Annotated in this window: 19 protein-coding genes; 8 read left to right on the plus strand and 11 right to left on the minus strand. The window is 59.3% G+C overall.

What is annotated here, in order from left to right; translation table 11 throughout:
* Positions 1-186: 186 nt before the first annotated feature.
* Positions 187-516, minus strand: a complete 330-nt coding sequence (locus tag VB780_RS25340) for a hypothetical protein (protein WP_323353973.1) — start codon at positions 514-516, stop codon at positions 187-189.
* 126 nt (positions 517-642) lie between these two features.
* On the opposite strand from VB780_RS25340, the gene VB780_RS25345 reads away from it, so the two are divergent.
* Positions 643-1,413, plus strand: coding sequence for an SDR family oxidoreductase (locus tag VB780_RS25345; RefSeq protein WP_323353974.1), 771 nt, complete (start codon positions 643-645; stop codon positions 1,411-1,413).
* A gap of 7 nt (positions 1,414-1,420) precedes the next feature.
* Here the strand turns inward: VB780_RS25345 and VB780_RS25350 are convergent, their stop codons facing one another.
* The gene (locus tag VB780_RS25350; protein ID WP_323353975.1) at positions 1,421-2,878 is read right to left on the minus strand and encodes a PLP-dependent aminotransferase family protein; all 1,458 of its coding nucleotides are present in this window, start codon (positions 2,876-2,878) and stop codon (positions 1,421-1,423) included.
* Positions 2,879-3,014: 136 nt separating this feature from the next.
* Between VB780_RS25350 and VB780_RS25355 the strand changes: the two genes are divergently transcribed.
* Genes VB780_RS25355 through VB780_RS25365 form a run of 3 tightly spaced genes read left to right on the plus strand, consistent with a single transcriptional unit; the run spans position 3,015 to position 4,817 of the window.
* Positions 3,015-3,497 carry a GNAT family N-acetyltransferase gene (locus tag VB780_RS25355; RefSeq protein WP_323353976.1) on the plus strand — a complete coding sequence of 161 codons (483 nt, stop codon included), beginning with the start codon at positions 3,015-3,017 and terminating at the stop codon, positions 3,495-3,497.
* Between the two features lie 9 nt (positions 3,498-3,506).
* On the plus strand, positions 3,507-4,124 hold the full coding sequence (locus tag VB780_RS25360; protein ID WP_323353977.1) for a transglutaminase family protein: 618 nt from the start codon (positions 3,507-3,509) through the stop codon (positions 4,122-4,124).
* A gap of 33 nt (positions 4,125-4,157) precedes the next feature.
* Positions 4,158-4,817, plus strand: a complete 660-nt coding sequence (locus VB780_RS25365; RefSeq protein ID WP_323353978.1) for a pyridoxamine 5'-phosphate oxidase family protein — start codon at positions 4,158-4,160, stop codon at positions 4,815-4,817.
* 5 nt (positions 4,818-4,822) lie between these two features.
* On the opposite strand, the gene VB780_RS25370 is transcribed toward VB780_RS25365, so the two are convergent.
* From VB780_RS25370 to VB780_RS25380, 3 genes are all read right to left on the minus strand, one after another.
* Complete coding sequence (locus VB780_RS25370; RefSeq protein ID WP_323353979.1) at positions 4,823-5,245, minus strand: PPC domain-containing DNA-binding protein; 423 nt, start codon at positions 5,243-5,245, stop codon at positions 4,823-4,825.
* 118 nt (positions 5,246-5,363) lie between these two features.
* A complete protein-coding gene (locus VB780_RS25375) occupies positions 5,364-7,046 on the minus strand; it encodes an MBL fold metallo-hydrolase (RefSeq protein ID WP_323353980.1) in 1,683 nt (560 codons plus the stop codon).
* Positions 7,047-7,115: 69 nt separating this feature from the next.
* Positions 7,116-7,238, minus strand: a complete 123-nt coding sequence (locus VB780_RS25380; RefSeq protein ID WP_317035271.1) for a hypothetical protein — start codon at positions 7,236-7,238, stop codon at positions 7,116-7,118.
* Positions 7,239-7,286: 48 nt separating this feature from the next.
* Here VB780_RS25380 and VB780_RS25385 point away from each other — a divergent pair, with 48 nt between their 5' ends.
* Positions 7,287-7,940: a DNA-3-methyladenine glycosylase gene (locus tag VB780_RS25385; protein WP_323353981.1), complete on the plus strand. Its 654-nt coding sequence runs from the start codon at positions 7,287-7,289 to the stop codon at positions 7,938-7,940.
* 26 nt (positions 7,941-7,966) lie between these two features.
* On the opposite strand, the gene VB780_RS25390 is transcribed toward VB780_RS25385, so the two are convergent.
* Together VB780_RS25390 and VB780_RS25395 are read right to left on the minus strand one after the other, a co-directional pair.
* A complete protein-coding gene (locus tag VB780_RS25390) occupies positions 7,967-8,206 on the minus strand; it encodes a hypothetical protein (protein WP_323353982.1) in 240 nt (79 codons plus the stop codon).
* 220 nt (positions 8,207-8,426) lie between these two features.
* Complete coding sequence (locus tag VB780_RS25395; RefSeq protein WP_323353983.1) at positions 8,427-9,443, minus strand: GNAT family N-acetyltransferase; 1,017 nt, start codon at positions 9,441-9,443, stop codon at positions 8,427-8,429.
* 184 nt (positions 9,444-9,627) lie between these two features.
* Between VB780_RS25395 and VB780_RS25400 the strand changes: the two genes are divergently transcribed.
* Positions 9,628-11,259 (plus strand): alpha-D-glucose phosphate-specific phosphoglucomutase, encoded by a 1,632-nt coding sequence (locus VB780_RS25400; protein WP_323353984.1) that lies wholly within the window; start codon positions 9,628-9,630, stop codon positions 11,257-11,259.
* A gap of 50 nt (positions 11,260-11,309) precedes the next feature.
* Here the strand turns inward: VB780_RS25400 and VB780_RS25405 are convergent, their stop codons facing one another.
* The 3 genes from VB780_RS25405 to VB780_RS25415 all read right to left on the minus strand — a co-directional run bounded on the left by VB780_RS25405 (position 11,310) and on the right by VB780_RS25415 (position 15,092).
* Complete coding sequence (locus tag VB780_RS25405) at positions 11,310-11,597, minus strand: hypothetical protein (RefSeq protein ID WP_323353985.1); 288 nt, start codon at positions 11,595-11,597, stop codon at positions 11,310-11,312.
* 485 nt (positions 11,598-12,082) lie between these two features.
* A complete protein-coding gene (locus VB780_RS25410; RefSeq protein ID WP_323353986.1) occupies positions 12,083-14,362 on the minus strand; it encodes a tetratricopeptide repeat protein in 2,280 nt (759 codons plus the stop codon).
* Positions 14,363-14,498: 136 nt separating this feature from the next.
* Positions 14,499-15,092, minus strand: coding sequence for a transposase (locus tag VB780_RS25415; RefSeq protein ID WP_323353987.1), 594 nt, complete (start codon positions 15,090-15,092; stop codon positions 14,499-14,501).
* 591 nt (positions 15,093-15,683) lie between these two features.
* Between VB780_RS25415 and VB780_RS25420 the strand changes: the two genes are divergently transcribed.
* Both VB780_RS25420 and VB780_RS25425 read left to right on the plus strand, forming a co-directional pair.
* The gene (locus tag VB780_RS25420; protein WP_323353988.1) at positions 15,684-15,995 is read left to right on the plus strand and encodes a hypothetical protein; all 312 of its coding nucleotides are present in this window, start codon (positions 15,684-15,686) and stop codon (positions 15,993-15,995) included.
* A gap of 265 nt (positions 15,996-16,260) precedes the next feature.
* Complete coding sequence (locus tag VB780_RS25425) at positions 16,261-18,786, plus strand: glycogen/starch/alpha-glucan phosphorylase (RefSeq protein ID WP_323353989.1); 2,526 nt, start codon at positions 16,261-16,263, stop codon at positions 18,784-18,786.
* 80 nt (positions 18,787-18,866) lie between these two features.
* On the opposite strand, the gene VB780_RS25430 is transcribed toward VB780_RS25425, so the two are convergent.
* Positions 18,867-19,559: a LysR substrate-binding domain-containing protein gene (locus tag VB780_RS25430; protein WP_323353990.1), complete on the minus strand. Its 693-nt coding sequence runs from the start codon at positions 19,557-19,559 to the stop codon at positions 18,867-18,869.
* Positions 19,560-19,651 lie beyond the last annotated feature (92 nt).

The following is a 19,651-nucleotide window of genomic DNA, read 5'->3' on the forward strand; positions in this document are numbered from 1 at the left end:
CAATCTTGGCGAAACGCGAAGGATACACTACCTGCTCAGACCGCTACGCCAGCCACAAGTGGTTGACAATCAAGATAATCGCTAAATCCCCCTTAAAAAGGGGGACTTTTACCCCCCTTTTTAAGGGAGGCAGGGGGGGATCTACAGGTGACTAAAGCTACAGCGACTCACTTTTCAAATGCCCGCTTAGGAAAAGGAGCCGTCGTTGAAATAGGAGATCCAGGCGAGGGCCAGTCCGGCGATGGAGAGGTTGATTAGGGGTAGCGCCGTGAGCCCGCAGGCCAAAACGTAGCGGTAGGGAAGGTTAGCAAACACCGGCAGCAGAAACACCAGCCAGCTCAGCAGCAGTGCCCCCATGCAAACAATGGGGAACGTGGCAATGCTAATGGCCAGAGTTACCGTTGCTGGGCTTTCGATCGCCCTGGGGTCGTCGAACATCATCGGCGTCATGAGGGCGGGCAGAAACCCGGCGATCGCGCCGCCGATCAGCAGAACCGTCGCAATAAAAAGAACCATTAGAGCGGTTTTTCGGCGCATGGGGTTTGTTAGAGTGAGGGCCGCTGCCTGGGCCGGGTAGGACAGAACGCGATGTATTCCACAGCTGGCTCAGTGCCCTAACCTAACCGATTCTGAGGTGCTCTGATGAACCAGTCGGGCCAGAAACCTGTTGCCCTTGTCACGGGGGGAGCCCAGGGCATTGGTCTGGGCATTGCTCAACTGCTGCTGACCCAGGGCTGGCGGGTGGCGATCGCCGATGTGAACGAAGCCGCAGGCGCTGCTCTCCCCGAAACCCTATCCCAGTTTGGCGAATCGTTTAGCTTTGTGCCCTGCGATGTGGCTCAGGAGAGCGATGTCGAGCGCTGTGTCGCGGCGACCCTCGATCGCTTTGGCCAGCTCAATGGGCTAGTCAACAATGCTGGCATTGCCAACCCCTACAGCGGCCCCATCGAAAACTTGGCCCTGGAAGACTGGAATCGCTGGATTGGCACCAACCTGACGGGGTATTTTCTGATGGTGAAGCACGCCGTCCGCCACCTGCGCGCGGCCCAGGGTGCGATCGTCAACATTGCCTCGGTTCGCGCCCTTCAGTCTGAACCCGACTCTGAAGCCTACGCCGCCTCTAAGGGGGGCATTGTGGCGCTGACCCACGCCCTGGCCATGAGCCTCGGCCCAGCCATTCGCGTCAACTGCATTAGCCCCGGCTGGATTGATGTCAGTGCCCTAAAACATCCCCCTCAAGAGTCGCATCTCAGCCCCACTGACCACGCCCAGCACCCCGTAGGACGAGTGGGTCAAGCCCAAGATATTGCGGAAATGGCCTACTTTTTGCTGTCGGATCAAGCCGGTTTTATCACGGGGCAAAACATCGTGATCGACGGCGGCATGGGCCGCAAGATGATCTACGAGGAGTAAGCCGAGGCTAGATCAGGTTCAGGGCGGCTAGGCGTTCAAGGGCCATGGCGATCGCGTCCTCCTCCAGTTCGGTGTAGCTAAAGATAAACTCGTGCCCAGGGCTGTGGCCGAGGTACTGAGGGCTGGCGGAGATTAACCCAACACCCACCTCGGCGGCTTTTGCTATCAGGTCTTCATCGGCAATATCGGTCGCAAAGCGCACCATCACGTGCAGCCCGGCGTTTTCGCCCAGTAGCGTGGCGCGATCGCTCCAGTGCTCAGCTAGTGCCGCCACCAGAGCCTGCCGTCGCCGGTCATAGATGCCCCGCATGCGGCGAATGTGGCGTTCTAGATGGCCCTCGGTGATGAAGTCGGCCAGCACCGCCTGCTCTAGGGTCGGCCCCTGGCGATCGGCCAGCCACTTGGCGCGGCTAAACACCGGCACTAAGGCTGGAGGCAGCACCATGTAGCCCACCCGCAGCGACGGAAACAGCACCTTCGAAAACGTGCCCACATACAGCACCGACTGCCCATCCCCCAACCCTTGCAGCGCCGGGATGGGGCGACCGCCGTAGCGGTATTCGCTGTCGTAGTCGTCTTCAAAAATCAGGCTGCCGGTCTGCTCGGCCCAGGCCAGCAGAGCCAGTCGGCGCGGCAGAGACAGCACCGCCCCGGTCGGAAACTGGTGGGACGGGGTGACATACACCAGGCGAATGGGGCCGGGGGTGGCAGCTAGCGCCGTCACATCCATACCCGCCGCATCTACTGGAATCGGGCACAACGTGGCCCCCTGGCTGGCCAAAACGCGGCGAGCGCTGAGGTAGCTGGGTTCTTCTAAGGCCACCCGAACGCCTGGCGACAGCAGCAGGCGCGTGGCGAGGGAAAGCGCCTGCTGGGTGCCATTGGTGATCAAAATTTGGTCGGGATGGCAGTGCACGGCGCGGGCCTGGGCCAGGTAGGCGGCGATCGCCTCTCGCAGCGGCCCATATCCCAGAGGATTGGTCGCGTAGTCGAGCCATTCGGTGCGGCGACAGTGGCGAGACAGCAACTGCCGCCACAGCTCTAACGGGAATCGATCGAGGGCCGGTCGCCCATAGCGAAAGCTCAGGGGCACAGCGGGTTCGGGGCTGGGGCCAGGGTCGATTTGCTCCAAACGACGACCGTAGGCCGACAGGGGCACAGCGGGGATTGGCCCCGCCAGGATAGCGGTTAAGGGAGGCGATCGCAGTAAGTCGTCGGGCAGCTGGTCGCAGACATAGGTGCCGGAGCCCGTCACCGTTTGCAGATAGCCCTCGCTCAGCAGTTGGTCATAGCTCTGGGTCACCGTAGCCCGCGATACGCCTAGACTCTGGGCCAGGGCTCGGGTCGAGGGCAAGCGCTGGCGCGGGGCCAGCCGCCCCTTGAGAATCCCGGCCCGCAGAGCAGCGTAGATCTGCTGGTAGACGGGGTCTGGGATGTGGGGGTCAAGGGCAATGGCAAAATCCATTGGGGTAAACCCGTGGGGGACAGTCAAAGTGGACTGGTTAGCTTAGCCAAAATTGGCTCTTGTGGCTCTCCAATTGTCTGTCTATGCTAAGTCACAACTACGGCTTTTGATGCTTGCCCGGAGTTTGAACCCAGCTATGGTTGTCCCTCCTTCCCTACTCTTTCGCCCCGGCACCCCTGAAGAAGATGCGGCGATCGCCGAGCATTTCTACCGCATGTGGCGCGACCTAGGCGTGGAGGAAAACCACATCCAACCCAACTGGCAAACCTTAGGGCTGGAGTTTATCGATCAGGCTCGGCGCACTTTGAATTACCAGGCCTTTGTCGCTGAGGCTGAGGGAAATATTGTGGGCTCGGTCAGTGGCCAGCGCTTTGCCGGGCTCTATCCCTGGATCGTGTCATTAGACCATCGCCAGTACGGCTACATCTGGGGCGTGTACGTGGAGCCTGCCTACCGCAATCGGGGTGTGGCCACCCGGCTGACCCAGCTGATGGTGGACTATCTCCAGGGCATGGGCTGCACCAAAGTTGTGCTCAATGCGGCCCCCAAGGCGCGATCGCTCTACGAGAAGCTGGGCTTCGGCGAGAGCAACCTGATGGAACTCAATTTCACGTTCTAGGAGGTCTAAATGACGCTTTTGTTGACCCCAGAGTCGGCTTCGATTGCCAACTATCTCATGCCCTCGGCGGTGGTGGATGCCGATCATCCCGCCATTGATGCCCTGGCGCGATCGCTCACCGCAGCGGCCACCTCAACCGTGGAGCAGATCAAGCTTCTGTACGATTGGGTGCGCGATCGCATCGCCCACACCTGCGACATCCAGGCCGTTCCTGTCTCCTGCACCGCCTCCGAGGTGCTGACCCAGGGCCACGGATTCTGCTTTGCCAAGGCCCATCTGCTGGCGGCCCTGCTGCGCCGCTGCGGCATCCCCACCGGGTTTTGCTACCAGCGTCTCGTATTTGACGATGCTCAACCCAACCACCACACCCTCCATGGACTCAACGCCGTCTATCTAGCCGGGCTAGACCGCTGGGTACGGCTCGATGCGAGGGGCAATAAGCCTGGGGTGCAGGCCGAGTTTAATGGCGATGACCATCGCGAACAGCTCGCTTTCCCCATCCGCCCCCACCTCGGCGAAGTTGACTATTCCACCATTTACACCCAGCCCCACCCTCTAGTCGTTGCCGCCCTACAAACCCACCCCACCGCCGCCGACCTGATTGCTCACTTGCCCACTGCCCTGTAGCTCATCCCCCCACCCCCTTACCCATCTACTTCTATGTCACAACAATCCCTCTCCCCTACCTCCCGCAGCCAAGTCAAACGCCTTCCCCAGCGGGCCAGCTACGATCGCACCCAGGTTCACGCCATTCTCGACGAAGGGCTGGTCTGTCACCTAGGTTTTGTCGCCCAGGGGCAACCCTTCGTTATTCCCACCGCCTACGGTCGCCTGGGCGATCGGGTCTACATCCACGGCTCCCCGGCCAGCCGCCTGTTGACCACGCTGGAGCAGGGGGTGGAGGTCTGCCTCACCGTCACCCTGCTCGATGGGCTGGTGCTGGCGCGATCGGCCTTTCACCACTCCATGAACTACCGCTCGGTGGTGCTATTTGGCACCGCCACCCGGGTGGACGATGCCGACGAAAAGCTGACGGCTCTCAGAGCCTTTACCGACCACGTTGTGCCCGGTCGCTGGGATGAGGTGCGCCCTCCCACCGCCCCAGAACTGGCGGGTACGTTGGTGCTGGCCCTGCCCATTGACGAAGCCTCAGTTAAGGTGCGCAGCGGCCCACCCCTCGATGCTGCCGCTGACTATGCTCTGCCGGTCTGGGCAGGGGAAATTCCCCTGGCGGTCACCGCCGCCGCCGCCGTTACCGACCCCCAGTGCTCGTCAGAAGTGGCGATTCCCGACTATGCCCAGCGCTATCGACGGGGATGACACAGCTAAAGAACGACAAGGGTGGCGTGGGAAGAAAGAGCTTCTACCACCAGTTCCAGGTAGCCTGTAACCAGATCGGGCTGGCGGTGAAGGCGTAGCTGGGGCAGGTTGGCGATCGCAATCTCCGCCGTCGTGCGAATTAAGCAGCCCGGCATGATGTGGCCGCCGTAGACTTGGCCCTGGGCATCGGCGATCGCCCCGTGCAGATGCATGCCGTGCCGCGACAGCGTACCGCTGAGGGAAATTAGCTCTAGCGGGCCAGCGATCGCCGTCGCCTCGGTGACAGCCGCGAACCGCAGCGATGCCTGGGTCAAGCTGCCCAACCCCGTGAGAATTACTCCGGCTTCTAACGCTTGGGCCTGGGCAAAGGCTTGCAGCTCTTGTTTGAGATCTTGGCCCGGAGTAAGGCGGAGGCAGTGGGTTTGCATGGGAGAGAGCAATTTTAGATTTTGAATTTTGGATTTACGGGCGGACTTTGTTTATGCCACGAGCTACGCCATAGACGGTTCCCCAATCCAAAATCGCCAATCCAAAATCCAAAATCCCTCACGCCGTCGCCTCACCATCCTGCGCTTGCTGGCTAGGGCGAGCCTCAAAGGCAGGGCACACCCCGTCGGGGCTAACTTGCAGTCCATAGAGGGGAGAATCAGCGCCACGGCAGCGCCCCTCTCGCTGGTAGCGACAGGTTTGACAACTGGGGGGCTGCCAGGGGGCATCGCTATTGGTCACCGTGCGCAGTAAATCTCGCTGGGTGAGGCCTTTAATCACCAGGTCGTTGCCCTGCCAGCGGGCTTGCACCAGGCCGGTGTCAGACAGAGCCGTCCAGCGGGGGTCGATGGTGAGGTCTTCGGGCAGCAGCAGCAGCACGCTGTCGTCAACCTGGGTGATTTCGCCCTCAAAGACGGGGTCAGGGGCGGCGGGCTGAATGAAGCGATCGCCGATGGGAAACTCTACCTCTTTGCCCGCCGAGGGCAGGTGGAGCTGGTAGCGGGTTTGCAGCTCCTCTAGCCCAGCCAGGTCGGCCAAGTTGGCGGGCTTACCGTGGACAAAGGCCACGTGCTGGGGCCGCAGGTTGTGGATCAGCTGGGTGGTGCCGACGCGATCGCTGTGGGTGGTGAGTTGGTAGGTGTCGAGCTGTACCCGCTCAGACTCTAGCTCGGGGGCCAGGGTTTGCAGCCAGCCCAGAGTAGAGCTAGCGTCGGTGCTGGGTGTACCCAGCACTGTGTCGGCGATCGCGGTGGCAAAGGAATCGGGCAGCAGCACCGTCCAGGGCTGGGCCGAGGCGCGGCAGTGGTCGCTGAGGTCGGCCTCCCGGTGGGCGATCAAAATGCAGGGGCGCTCTCCATCGGGATGGCCGTCTACACCCAGTCGCCGCACGCGGGGCAAAATGCGCTCATCCCAGAATAGGGGCTGGTGGCGGGCAAAATTTTGCACGCTGCTGGGGAACTCAGACATCAGCTCTAGATACAGGTCGCAGCCCGCCGCCACGGTTTCATCGACCCAGACGGTAATGTCTTGCCCCGTGAACTGGTAGTGGCTGCGCAACAGCATCACCAGTTCTTGACCAATGCCGAGAGTGGGGGTGGGCAGCAGCACCGATCGCCCCTGCTGCACCAGACCGTGGAGCGTGCTGGCCAGCAAATTTTCCTGCTGACGGCGGTGGGGGTGGCGGGCTGTACCGGCGCTACCTTCGATGATTAGCACGTCCGGCTTGAGGCCCCGCAGAGCCTCCAGGGGCAGGCCATCCACCAGGCGCGAGTTGGACATAAAAAAGTCGCCCGTGAAAAACACCGTGTAGGGGCGCTGGGGCGAATGGTAGGTAAACAGGGCGCAGGCGGCCCCCGGCAAATGGCCAGCAGGCCAGATCTGCACCGTTAGGTCGTCGGCCAGGCTAATCGGGGTCTGCCAGGGCAGCGCTTGACACAGGTGCGGCGGCACATCCCCCCCCAGCCAGTTGAGGGGCAAGAGCTGGGCGGTCACCTCGCTGCCGTAGATGGGCACCTGGGGAAAGGCTTGGCTAAACGACCAAAGCCCGCGCGCGTGGTCGCTGTGGGCGTGGCTGCAAAACAGCAGGTCAGCCGTGGCGATGCGATCGCGGGCCGATTCCAAAGCTGCCAGATCTCGCAAGCCGCAGTCGATCACAATACGCCGTGGCCCCATGCGCAGCTCTAGGCACAGCCCTTCTTGGCCATGACCCGCACCAAACGGAAGGCAGACCAGATTACTCACGGGATGGTGAACACCCTAGCGGCAGCGGCACAGCGAGGCCGGAGAAAAGGGCCAACATGCTGAGGCGGCCTAGTGGGCCGAACCGTTGCCGTGGTAGTCATCGCTGTCGTAAAAGCCGTTTTTGGTGCCGAAAAAGAGGGTGGCAACCACAAACAGCCCGGTAAGCACAGCCAGTACGAGTTTGATATCCATGGGAACAGTGGTGATGATAAAAGAGCTTATGGTATCGGAGGCTTCGTTGTGAGTCATCTTAGCAAGCCTGTCTCGGAGGACATTATAAAACTTTGTAATCAGTCCGCTGTTATCGCCCCCGACTGGCTGGGGCGATCGTCCTTAGAGGTGGCCCCCGACCTGTTGGGCTGCCGCCTGGTGCGCCGCTGGGCCGATGGTCGCCAGCTCAGTGCCACCATTGTTGAAACCGAAGCCTACACCGAGGGCGACCCCGCCTGCCACGCCTACCGCCGCGAAACGCCCCGCAACCGGGTGATGTTTGGCCCGCCAGGGTTTAGCTACGTGTATTTGATCTACGGCGTCTACCACTGTTTTAATGTGGTGACGGATGGCGATCGCACCCCCAGCGCCGTCCTGATCCGCGCCGTTGAACTCGACACCATTCCCCCCTGGCTAGCGGAATACCGAGCGGAGAAACCTACGCGCTGGGGGGCAGGCCCCGGTAAGCTTTGCCTCTTGCTGGATATCAACCGCACCCTCACCGACCTGCCCCTGACTCCCGCCACGGGTCTCTGGCTGGAGTATCGAGATGCTGCCTGGCAGCAGCGGGTGGCAGCGGGGGCAGTCGCTTTTACCCAAACCACCCGCATTGGCCTCACCCAGGGAGCCGACCTGCCCTGGCGCTGGTACGTCACTGGGTCAAAGGCGGTATCAAAGCGTTAGCCACGCGCCTGGGGCACACTCTCGGGCTAGGGCGATATGGGAATTGTTATACCTGCTCCACCTGCTCCGTCCGCTCGACTTGCAGACCCCGATCGATCGACTAAGCGCTCTAGGGCGTCGGCCTGGCGCTCTAACTGCTGGGTTTGCTTTTGCATCTCTTCCATCTGCCGGGTTTGAGATAAGGCTCTACTGGTATCGGGGGTAAAAAACTCGCAGCCCGACAGCAATAAGCTGCAAAGCAGCGCCAAAGCTAAAAAAATACGCATCGGTTTAAATACCCTTAAATCACCCGGCTAAAGAATCACCCGGCTAAAGCACCCAGTCAGTCAATAGGAGCCGGTAAGTCGCTAAGTTTGGTGCTAAGTCTGGAGTCATAGCAAATGCGCTAGAGGATCTAGCTCAATGGATCGAGCACCACCTTTAGGTTGATGCTGCCAGAGCCGAACTGAAATCTATCCTGGGGTCAGTTCTGGCCTGGGGGTTGGCCTAGGTTGTGGGTTCAAGGGCAGAAGGGGCTTCAGCGAGGGACTTTTGGTAGGTCAGGTGGGTTTCTTTGATGGTGAATCCCGCCGATTCGTACAGCCCCATGGCCTGGCTGGGGTTTTGGCTATCGACCCCCAGCAGCGCTGTATCCATTCCCGCTGCTTGGAGCTGGTGCAATCCCTGGAGCAGCATGGCCCGCGCTAGCCCCTGGCGGCGATAGCCCCGCCGAGTGCCTAGGATATGAATCCACCCTTCTTTGCGGTTTTTTAGGGTGTTTTCTTCATGGTCAATGGCACCGCCGCAGAACCCGGCTAGGGCGCCATCGGGGGCTACGGCAACCCAGTCAAATTCGGGTTGGTAGGTGGGGTAGGTGAGGCGAAACTGGCGGTCCTCCAGGGTCATGGGCGTAAAGTGCCAGTGATCGACAAAGCTCTGGTTGAACATCTCCACCCAGGCAACGGCCTCGTCAGCGTTGGTCGGGCGCGAGGTAAAGCCCTCGGGGAACTGGGACTGGGGGATCGGGTCGAGCAGCGATCGCGCCATGGTGTGAAATTGGCGAATCATCTCGTAGCCCGGTGTCTGGTAGATAGCCCGGTAGTAGGGCGCATCGGCTCTGGTTCCGGCGAAGAGTTTAGCGGGTCGCTGCGCTGCTTTAGCCTGCGTGCGAACCTGCTGCTCAGCCCAGGTAAGCAGTTCGGCTTCTAGGTGAGCGCCGCGATGGTCGGGGTGGACGAAGACCCCCACCCAGCCTTCCAACGCCTCGGTGGGCACGTCGGTAGGGTCATCAATCCAAAGGGCAACCAAGCCCACCAGTTCACCCTCGGGGGTTTCCCAAAGCTGGCGCTGGTGGGTGCCGCCCGGAGGTGGATGGTCGAGGCGGCGCTGCAAGTCGGCCAGGGTAGAGGTGTTGTTGAGCTGGTCAACCTGTTCACAGAGTTCGTAAAAGGCGGCGATCGCAGGCAAATCGGCATGGCCCGTGCTGGGGCGCGACTGCGTTGAAGTCAGCAGTTGATGGGGCATAGATGCAAAAGATTGGGGGCTTTAGAACGGCTACATCTGGGGAAGTGCCAATTCCTGATTGGGGCTTCCCTTAACCAAGGCTTACGATTTACGCCATAAGTTAGAGAGGGATTTATCCTCGGGGGTTAGCCAGGGATTTATCCTGAGGTTGCACCTGGTTGACCTTGGAACAAATTTTGAGCCTATGAGTATTCAAACCGTATCCACACAGCCCTATAGCGACCAAAAGCCCGGCACCTCGGGCCTGCGGAAAAAAGTTAAGGTTTTTCAGCAGCAAAACTATCTAGAAAACTTTGTTCAGGCGATTTTTGACAGCCTGGAGGGCTATCAAAACCAGACCCTGGTGGTGGGCGGCGATGGCCGCTACTACAACCGCGAAGCGATTCAGATCATTCTCAAAATGGCGGCGGCCAACGGCTTTGGCCGGGTGCTGGTGGGCCAGGGGGGCATTCTCTCGACCCCAGCGGCCTCCTGCATCATTCGCAAGAACAATGCCTTTGGCGGCATCATTCTCTCGGCCAGCCACAACCCCGGCGGCCCCGACGAAGACTTTGGCATTAAATACAACACCGGCAACGGCGGCCCCGCCCCTGAAGGCATCACCGATGCCATTTACGATCGCAGCAAAACCATCACCGAGTACAAAATTCTCGAAGCCGCCGCTATCGACCTCGATCGCATCGCCATCCACAGCCTGGGTCAAACCACCGTCGAGGTAATCGACTCCGTCAGTGACTACGGCGCACTGATGGAGACCCTGTTTGACTTTGGCCAAATCAAGCAGCTGCTCTCCGGTGACTTTCGCTTCTGTATGGATTCGCTGCACGCGGTCACCGGCCCCTATGCCAAGGCCCTGTTTGAGCGCAGGCTGAGTGCTCCGGCAGGCACCGTGGTCAATGGCGAACCGCTAGAAGACTTTGGCGGCGGCCACCCCGACCCCAACCTGGTCTACGCCCACGACCTAGTGGAGGTGATGTTTGGCGACAATGCCCCCGACTTTGGCGCGGCGTCGGATGGGGACGGCGATCGCAACATGGTGCTCGGCAGCAATTTTTTTGTCACCCCCAGCGACAGCCTGGCGGTGCTGGCCGCTAACGCCACCCTAGTACCCGGCTACCGCAGCGGCCTGGCCGGGATTGCCCGCTCCATGCCCACCAGCCAGGCCCCCGATCGCGTCGCCGAAAAGCTGGGCATCGACTGCTTTGAGACACCCACCGGCTGGAAGTTCTTTGGCAATTTGCTGGATGCGGGCAAGGCCACCCTCTGCGGCGAAGAGAGCTTCGGCACCGGCTCCAACCACATCCGCGAGAAGGACGGGCTGTGGGCGGTGCTGTTCTGGCTGAATATTCTCGCCGCCAAGGGCCAGTCGGTCGAAGAAATCGTCAAAGAGCACTGGGGTACCTACGGGCGCAACTACTACTCGCGCCACGACTATGAGGGGGTAGAGAGCGATCGCGCCAACACCCTGATCGCGAATCTGCGCCAGGGCTTGAGCGGGATGCCCGGCAAAACCTTCGGCCCCTACACCGTGGACTACGCCGACGACTTTGCCTACACCGACCCAGTGGATGGCAGCGTCGCCACCAAGCAGGGTGTGCGAATCGGCTTCACCGACGGCTCGCGGATTGTCTACCGGCTGTCGGGTACGGGGACTTCGGGCGCTACTCTGCGGCTCTATGTAGAGCGCTATGAGGCAGACCCGGCCAAGCACAACCAGGACACCCAAGCGGCTCTAGCCGACTTGATTTCCCTCGCCGACGAGATCGCTCAGATCAAGACGCTGACCGGGCGCGATCAGCCCACGGTGATCACCTAGGGATTCAGACCTCCGAGGTTTTCAAAACCTCGGAGGTCTAGGCGCTTCTGTTAGTCTACTGGCCGATCGCGCCTCAGCAGGCTAAACACCTCTCCCTGTTCTGGGGTAATCAAAATCCCGGATGGTGGAATAGTGATCAACTGGCTCCAGGTAGCCTGCTCAGCGTAGGTCAATACATGCAGCAGGTTGATGGTCGCTCGCACGCCCTCCGGCGAGCCGATCACCAAATGGCGCAATCGCTCGCGCCCCGGCTGGGGGCTGGGGTTGGCAAGACGCAGGGGACTCAGATCCCCGAGTTCTTCAAGAACTCGGGGATCTTGGCGGGTAAAACACAACATGGTTGAGGGATTCCTTTTTTGAGGGTGGGTAAGGAATCCCAAAAACTTAGCCGCCCCAGACGTTGTGCAGTTCGGGGCGGCCTGGGCAATAATAGCCCTAGCCTCCGAGACAGCTCGTACCTGTCGGAGGGGTTAGCCGCTGGTTGGTGTTGCAAGCACCTTCCAGTGGCGTTTGACTAAATTTTTGGGAAGCACAGCTGCACGCACACAGCCATTCAGCAAAAATACCCCATTCTTTAGCCGAGCGCAAGTTAAAAATGCTACAGGTTTGGAGGGCATTTCATCGGGCGATGACATCGCTTAACGAATGGGTAGCACCCGTGGAGGGTGCGCCGTTACTGCCGTTGAACAATGCGAGATCTACGCCTCCCCGTAGGGGCGAATGGCATTCGCCCGATGCAAGGTCTTTGCTGAAATCCGGCTCACCAAAACCTCTTTGGTTACCCATAATGGGGCTGGGCAAACACCGTTTGCCCCTACAGAGCTCAAGACCCTTGCTTTTGCCGCAAGTCTTCCAGATTTTGCCGAACCGTTTCAGTTCGTGGATGCTCGTCGCCCAACACTCGTTTGCGTATTGCTAAAGCCGCTTGATAGAGGGGTTCAGCCTCGCTATAACGACCTTGATTGCTGTAGAATGTCGCCAGATTGTTGAGACTGTGGGCCACGTAGGGATGCTCGTCACCAAACAGTCGTTTTTGCATCTCCAAAGCCACTTGGTAAAGAGTTTCAGCCTCGTCGTAGCGGCCTTGATTATCGTAGAGATAGGCCAAATCATACAGGTCAATAGCCACATGAGGATGCTCGTTGCCTAACAGCCGTTTGCGCAGCGCTAGAGCTTCTTGAAAGAGGGGTTCGGCCTCGCTGTAACGGCCTTGATTTCTATAGAGCCTTGCTAAGGTGTTGAGACTGAGGGCCACTTGGGGATGCTCGTTGCCCAAAAGCCGTTTGCGCAACGATAGAGCTTTTTGAAAGAGAGGTTCAGCCTCGCTGTAGCGACCTTGATAAGTGTAGAGCAACGCTAGATCGTTCAAGCTACCGGCAACAGAAAGACTCTCGTCGCCTGATAGCCGTCTATACATCGCTAGAGCTTTTTGAAGGAGAGGTTCGGCCTCGCTGTAGCGGCCTTGCTCGTTGTAGAGCCCCGCTAGATTTCTAAGACTACCGGCCACATAGAGATGCTCGTCGCCCAGTAGCCGCTTGCATATTGCTAAGGCCGCTTGATAAAGGGGCTCGGCCTCGTTGTAGCGACCTCTCCAATACAGATGAATGGCGATCGCATTAAGGAGTCCTCCAGTCGATTCAGTTTCAATCGCAAAGCGTTGTTGCCAACCGATTAAAGCCAGGGCGTGGGGCAGCAAGCAATCGCACACCAACCAATTCGCAAACTCAGGGTATGGAAACACCTCATTCATTGCCTCCAGCAGTTGCCGCACCAAACCTTCCTGCTCCGTATCATCCAGCCCATCACGAATCACCTCCTGCACCAGCCGATGCACGCTAAAGGTTTGCTCCTCCACATTGCGCACCACCAGCGAAAACCGCCCCGCTTCTCGCAGCAGCGCCATATACTCCAGCGGCTCGGCCAGGGCACTCTGCAACGGCTCCTCAAACGCTGCCGCATTGCCTTTAAACACCTCTTCCGGAATGCCATCCGGGGCCAAAAACGCACACAGATTCAGCAACGCCGCCACCGCCGGTAGTCGCTGGCTCGCCACCTGCACCGCCAGCCCAAACGTAATCGTCACCGAAGGGTGGTCGAGAGCGTTGTCTCCCCGCTGGGCCAACAGTCGCGGCCCAGCCGTTTTGTAAAGCCGCAAATATTCCTGCAAGCTAGAGGGCGTTTCTAAAATGTAGGCCCCCGCCTGGTCTAGGGCTAGCGGTAGGCCATCCATCTGCGCGCACAGCGCCAGCGCCAAAGTTTGATCGGCCTCCGTAGCCTCTTGCCAGGTGCCCTCTTTACCCACCCTGCCACTGCGCCGCAGCAAAAACAGCGCCCCTTCCTGCGGTGGCATCTTTAGCACCGCCACGCACACCGCCAGCGGGCGCGTCTCCGAGGCGCGAGTGGTCAGCAAAACATGGCCCTGGTTGCACAGCACCAGCCAATCTCGCACCAGCTCCAGGTGGTCGGCATTGTCTAGCACCAGCAGCCAGCCAGCGTTTGTGCTCAACCAGCCCTTCACCGCCTGCACCACCACCGCCTGGTCGGTCTCCTGGCTCAGCGCCAGCCCCAGGTCTTGGGCCAGGGCAGTCAGCCCCGACATCAGCTCATCCTGCGTTTCGGCCCGCACCCACAGCATAGCGCTGTACTGCCCTCGGTAGCGATGGGCATATTCCGCCGCCGTCTGCGTTTTGCCCACGCCGCCCAACCCGCTCAGCGCCGCTGGCTCCCCAGCCGTAAGGGCTTGGTGAACCTGCTCTAGCAGTTCCTCTCGTCCCGTAAAAAACGGGTTCCGGCGCGGAGCCAAAAATAAGGGGCCAGCATTGGCGGTGTTGAGTGCAGCGGGGTTAGGTTCTCCCAAAATCTCGCTCAGCAGTTCTTGCACCACCGCCAGCCCTGGGCCGCCCGTGCCCTCTGCCCACTGCAACAAAATAGAGGTGCGATTTCCCTGGGCGGCAATGTCAGGAGGAATAATGCCTGGTGGCGGATTCAGGCTAAAGGCCAACTCCCCAAACTGCGGCCCCGGTAACCCGTTCAGCGTGCGAATAAGGTTAAGCCGTTGAATGGCCGATAGCTTGGGCGGTTGAGAAGCTGCGCCAGAGGTCATAGGGTCGCCGTAGAGCCTGCCCCAAAGATAACCCAGTTGTTCGGCTCCGCTGGCTACGCAACCCTATCTTTGAATTCATCCGCCTGCTAAGCCAGACCTCCGAGGTTTTGAAAACCTCGGAGATCTAGGATAGAGGCTACTCATCCAACATGAGAGCTTTCAGGTTCGTCGCAAAATCTCTGCTCATGGCCGGTAGATGTTGATCATCAGGCTTCAGAAACGCCTGATACGCTGCCTCAGACGTCAACTGTTGCCGTATAACCTCCAGCTTTGGCAAAGTGCCCGATCGCAGCCCTGCATAGTCCAAATAGCTAGAAAACTCCCAATTCTGGGGATGGGCCACCAGCCCAGCTTTCACCGGGTTGAGGTGGATGTATCGGGTCAGATGGTACAAATACTCGTCACTATCCACCGCAATCGCCTGAAACTGGCCCTGAAAAACAACCCCCACCCGGTTGTAGCGTCGATTCATCGCTTTGGTGTAGGCCACCGATAGCCGCATCATCGCTCCAGATACTGCACTGGTTTTACACTGCACCAGCAAATGATAGTGATTTGGCATTAAGCAATAGGCCACCACATCCAGCGCTTGCTCAATTAAATAGAGGCGGATCAATCGCAAAAAGTGCAGATAGTTTTCTCGCTCAAAGAAGATGAGATTGCGATCGTTGCCGCGATTGTAAAGATGGTAGTAATGCCCTGGCTGGAACGGAAGATCTCGACGCGGCATAGAGAATGACCGGATGCACCATGACCTTAGCGTTCCCAACCTAGACCTCCGAGGTTTTGAAAACCTCGGAGGTCTGATCTAGCGGTGCGAATCGCAGAACTTAAGCTGATGGTAAAGAATGAATGCCTAACGATGGGCAGGGGCAAGGCCCTTTGCCCATCCTACGCACAAGGGAAACTCTTTCCTAGAAATGTCCTTAGGAGGCAAGGGTATGCTGTTGGCAGAGGGGTAGAGTCTCCACCGACGGTATCGTCTCTGGTCCAACATTACGTCAACGACATTCCTATGAATTTTTCTACCCTTAACCGTCCCCTATTTTTGGCCGCCAATTATCCCCCTCACAGGGCCTGGAAGTTCTGTTCCCTCTGGGTTGGCCTGACGGTTTTAGGCTGTGGATTAGCCACAATTAGCATCCCCGTTGAGCAACCCCGAATCACCCCCTATGTTCTGGGAGCTGCAGTCGGTCTCTTGCAGGGTTCAATGCTGCGTTTGGGGGCTTCGGGGACAGTGCGATGGACCCTGGCCACTATGTTAGGGGTAGTGCTGAGCAGAATGGTGCGGCCTTATATTGCCTTTCACAGCAGCTTAATCATGAGTGGAGCCATTGGGGGCCTGATAATCGGTGGTATTCAGGGGCTGGTCTTTTATACCCAGATTCCTGGCATGGCCTGGTGGGTTTTAATTCAAGTCATTAGCGGTGCGGTTAGCTGGGGGCTGGGCTGGTTTATTTTGAGTTCTGTTAGCCGAGCTATCGGCCATACACCCACCGGGTTGGTTTTGACCAGCTCTGTTGCGATCGCCACGATGTGGGGTATTTCTGCCACCATGACAGGTATGGTGATGTATCGGTTGCTGGCTCTACGCCATGGTCGCCGTACGCCATTGCCCCCCTCTAAATCATGATGGGTCCGGGCGTTGCTGCTGTTGCCCTCGACCCGATGTAGGTAGGCGTGAATCAGGCAGGCATTGCGATCGCAGTAAGGCTGCACCAGGCCGTGAGCGGTATCACACTCCCCTGCTTTGTCGAGGGCTAAGGCTTTGTCCAGCGTTGTCGAACCTTAAACCTTTCCTAGCCTAAACCCGTTCACTACCTGGCTCCTTTACAGTGACAGAAACAGACATCGCAGCTTAGGACGTTCCTACGTTCTGCCTCTGTTCAGGAGCCCCCATGACAACAATACCCATCGGCTGCCCCACGGTCGATATTGAGGACGATCGCACTGGTCTGAGCGTAGAGACCCTGCGTCGGGCGCTGGCCGACAACCTGTTTTACATCCAGGGCAAGTGGCCCGAGGTGGCCAGCCAGAACGATTTTTACCTGGCCCTGGCCTATACGGTGCGCGATCGCATGATGCAGCGCTGGCTAAACTCCACCCGCAACTACCTGAGAAAAGAGGTGCGGGTCGTCACTTACCTATCGGCGGAGTTTTTGCTGGGGCCGCACCTGGGCCGCAACCTGCTCAACCTGGGCATTACTGCGCCAGTCAAGCAGGCGGTGCAGGAGTCGGGCCTTGACCTTGACGAGCTGATCGCCCAGGAAGAAGAACCCGGTCTGGGCAACGGCGGCCTCGGTCGCCTGGCGGCCTGCTATATGGAATCCCTCGCCAGCCTGCAAATTCCGGCGATCGGCTACGGCATTCGCTACGAGTTCGGCATTTTTGACCAGCAGATTCGCGACGGCTGGCAGGTCGAAATTACCGACAAATGGCTCCAGTACGGTAACCCCTGGGAGATCGCCCACCCCCAAGAGGCCGTCACCGTAGGGATGGGCGGCCACACCGAGAGCTATACCGACTCCGATGGCCGCTTCCGCAAGCGCTGGATTCCCGGTAAGCAGGTCAAGGGCATTCCCTACGACACGCCGATTCCTGGCTACCGGGTCAACACCGTCAACACCCTGCGGTTGTGGAAGGCCGAGGCAGTGGAGTCCTTCGACTTCCAGTCCTTTAATGTGGGCAACTACTACGGCGCGGTCGATAGCAAAGTCACCTCCGAGAATATCTCCAAGGTGCTCTACCCCAACGACGAGCAAATCGAGGGCAAGCAGCTGCGCCTAGAGCAGCAGTTTTTCTTTGTCTCCTGCGCCCTACAGGATATGATTCGCATTCACCTGGCTTCGGGCCGCACCCTCGACAGCTTTCACGAGAAATTTGCCGCCCAGCTCAACGACACCCACCCCGCCGTCGGCGTGGCCGAGCTAATGCGCCTGCTGATCGACGAGCACGGCATTGAGTGGGAGGCGGCCTGGCAGATCACCCAAAACACCTTTGCCTACACCAACCACACCCTGCTGCCCGAAGCCCTGGAGCGGTGGCCGCTGTCGCTGTTTGGCGGCCTGCTGCCCCGCCACCTGGAAATTATCTTTGAAATCAACCACCGGTTTATGGATCAGGTGCGGGTGCAGTACCTCAACGACCCGGCCAAACTCTCTAGCCTGTCGCTAATTGACGAGTCGGGGGAGCGCTACGTGCGCATGGCCAACCTGGCCAGCCTGGGCAGCCACGCCATCAACGGGGTCGCCGCCCTGCACAGCGAACTGGTCAAGCAGACCATTCTCAAAGATTTCCACGAGCTGTTTCCGGGCAAAATTTGCAACGTTACCAACGGTGTCACCCCCCGCCGCTGGATTGCCCTGGCCAACCCCCGCCTGGCCGCTCTCTACACCGAGAAACTGGGCGACGGCTGGCTACAGGATATGGAAAAGCTGCGATCGCTCGAATCCTGCGCCGACGACCCCGGCTTTCGCCAGCACTGGCGGCAGATCAAGCGCGATATCAAGCAAGATCTGGCCACCTACATTCACCAGCGCACCGGCATCGGGGTCAGCCCCGACTCGCTGTTCGACGTGCAGGTGAAGCGCATCCACGAGTACAAGCGCCAGCACCTCAACGTGCTGCACATCATCACCCTCTACGAACGGCTGCGGCAGAACCCTGATCTGGATATTGCCCCCCGCACGTTTATTTTTGGCGGCAAGGCAGCCCCTGGCTACCACATGGCCAAGCTGATGATTAAGTTCATCACCGCCGTGGGGGACGTGGTGAATAATGACGCGGCGATAGGCGATCGCCTCAAGGTGGTCTTTTTGCCCGACTACAACGTCACTCTGGGCCAGCGGGTTTACCCCGCTGCCGACCTCTCCGAGCAAATTTCTACCGCCGGCAAAGAGGCCTCGGGCACCGGCAACATGAAATTCTCCATGAACGGTGCCCTCACCATCGGCACCCTCGATGGGGCCAATGTGGAAATCCGCGAGCTGGTAGGCGACGACAATTTCTTTCTCTTTGGCCTGGTTACCGAAGAGGTGATGGCCCTCAAAGCCAGCGGCTACAACCCCGCCGACTACTACCACCGCAACCCCCAGCTCAAGGAGGTGATTGATCTGATCAACTGCGGCTACTTTGCCAAGGGCGACGGCAGCCTGTTCAAACCCCTCACCGACAACCTGCTCTACCACGACCCCTACCTGCTGCTGGCCGACTACCAGGCCTACATCGACGCCCAAGACCGCGCCAGCGCCGCCTACCAAGACCAGGAAAACTGGTCGCGCATGTCGATCCTCAACGCCCTGCGGATGGGCAAATTTTCCAGCGATCGCTCCATCCGCGACTACTGCCAGAAGATCTGGAAAGTCGAACCCGTCGCGATCGAGCTGAAGGAATACGTCCAAGCTCAGGCGGGGCTGAAGGTGTAGGTGGGTAAGTGATACTAAATCCTTACCGGGCGCGACGGCGAATACATTAGCCCTATGCCCCGCCGACTCAGCGGGTTGGACTAGACCTTGCTCAGTAGCTCTGCGCCCTTGGGGTCGATCGCAGCCGGTGCCCGGCTAATCCCCGGCAGCAAGTTCTCTACCAGGGTGTGGCTTTCTTCGAGCAGGTAGTTTAAGAATGCCTGGGAGACCACCGAGAGCTGCTTGCCCGCCAGGTGGGCCACATACCAGTGGCGATCGATGGGGAAGTGGTCTACATCGAGAATGGCGAACTCGCCTCGGGTGCCTTCAGAAATAATGGTGTGCAGCGAGAGCACCGAGATGCCCAAACCGCCTGCGATCGCCTGTTTGATCGCCTCGTTGCTGCCCAACTCCAGCCGCACCTTCACATTCACATCGTGCTCGGCAAACAGCTTTTGCACCGCGTGGCGGGTGCCCGACCCCGGCTCACGCATGATGAACTGCTCACCGTTGAGGATATGAATGGGCGATCGCGGTTTGCCCACCAGCGGGTGATCCTGCGGCCCCAGCACCACCAGGGGGTTTTCGAGAAAGGGGTAAATCTTCAGATCGGGCTGCTCGGGCGGGGTACTGATGATGTAGAGGTCATCGTCGTTGTTGGCCATGCGCTCTTGAATCTGCTGGTGGTTGGTCACCTTCAGCGAGATATCAATACCGGGGAAGCGCTGGCAAAATGGCCCCAGCAGTCGGGGCACAAAGTATTTAGGGCTTGCTGAGAAAGTACCAAAAGCCAAGCGGAAAGGGTGATTCAGGGTGATTGAGAGCTGCTAAAGTGCAAGGAAAATAGTGCACTGCCGCTGAAATCCTTGGACGCAGAGACCGATGT

This window comes from Leptolyngbya sp. CCNP1308 (genome assembly GCF_034932455.1).
GTDB lineage: Bacteria > Cyanobacteriota > Cyanobacteriia > Phormidesmidales > Phormidesmidaceae > Nodosilinea.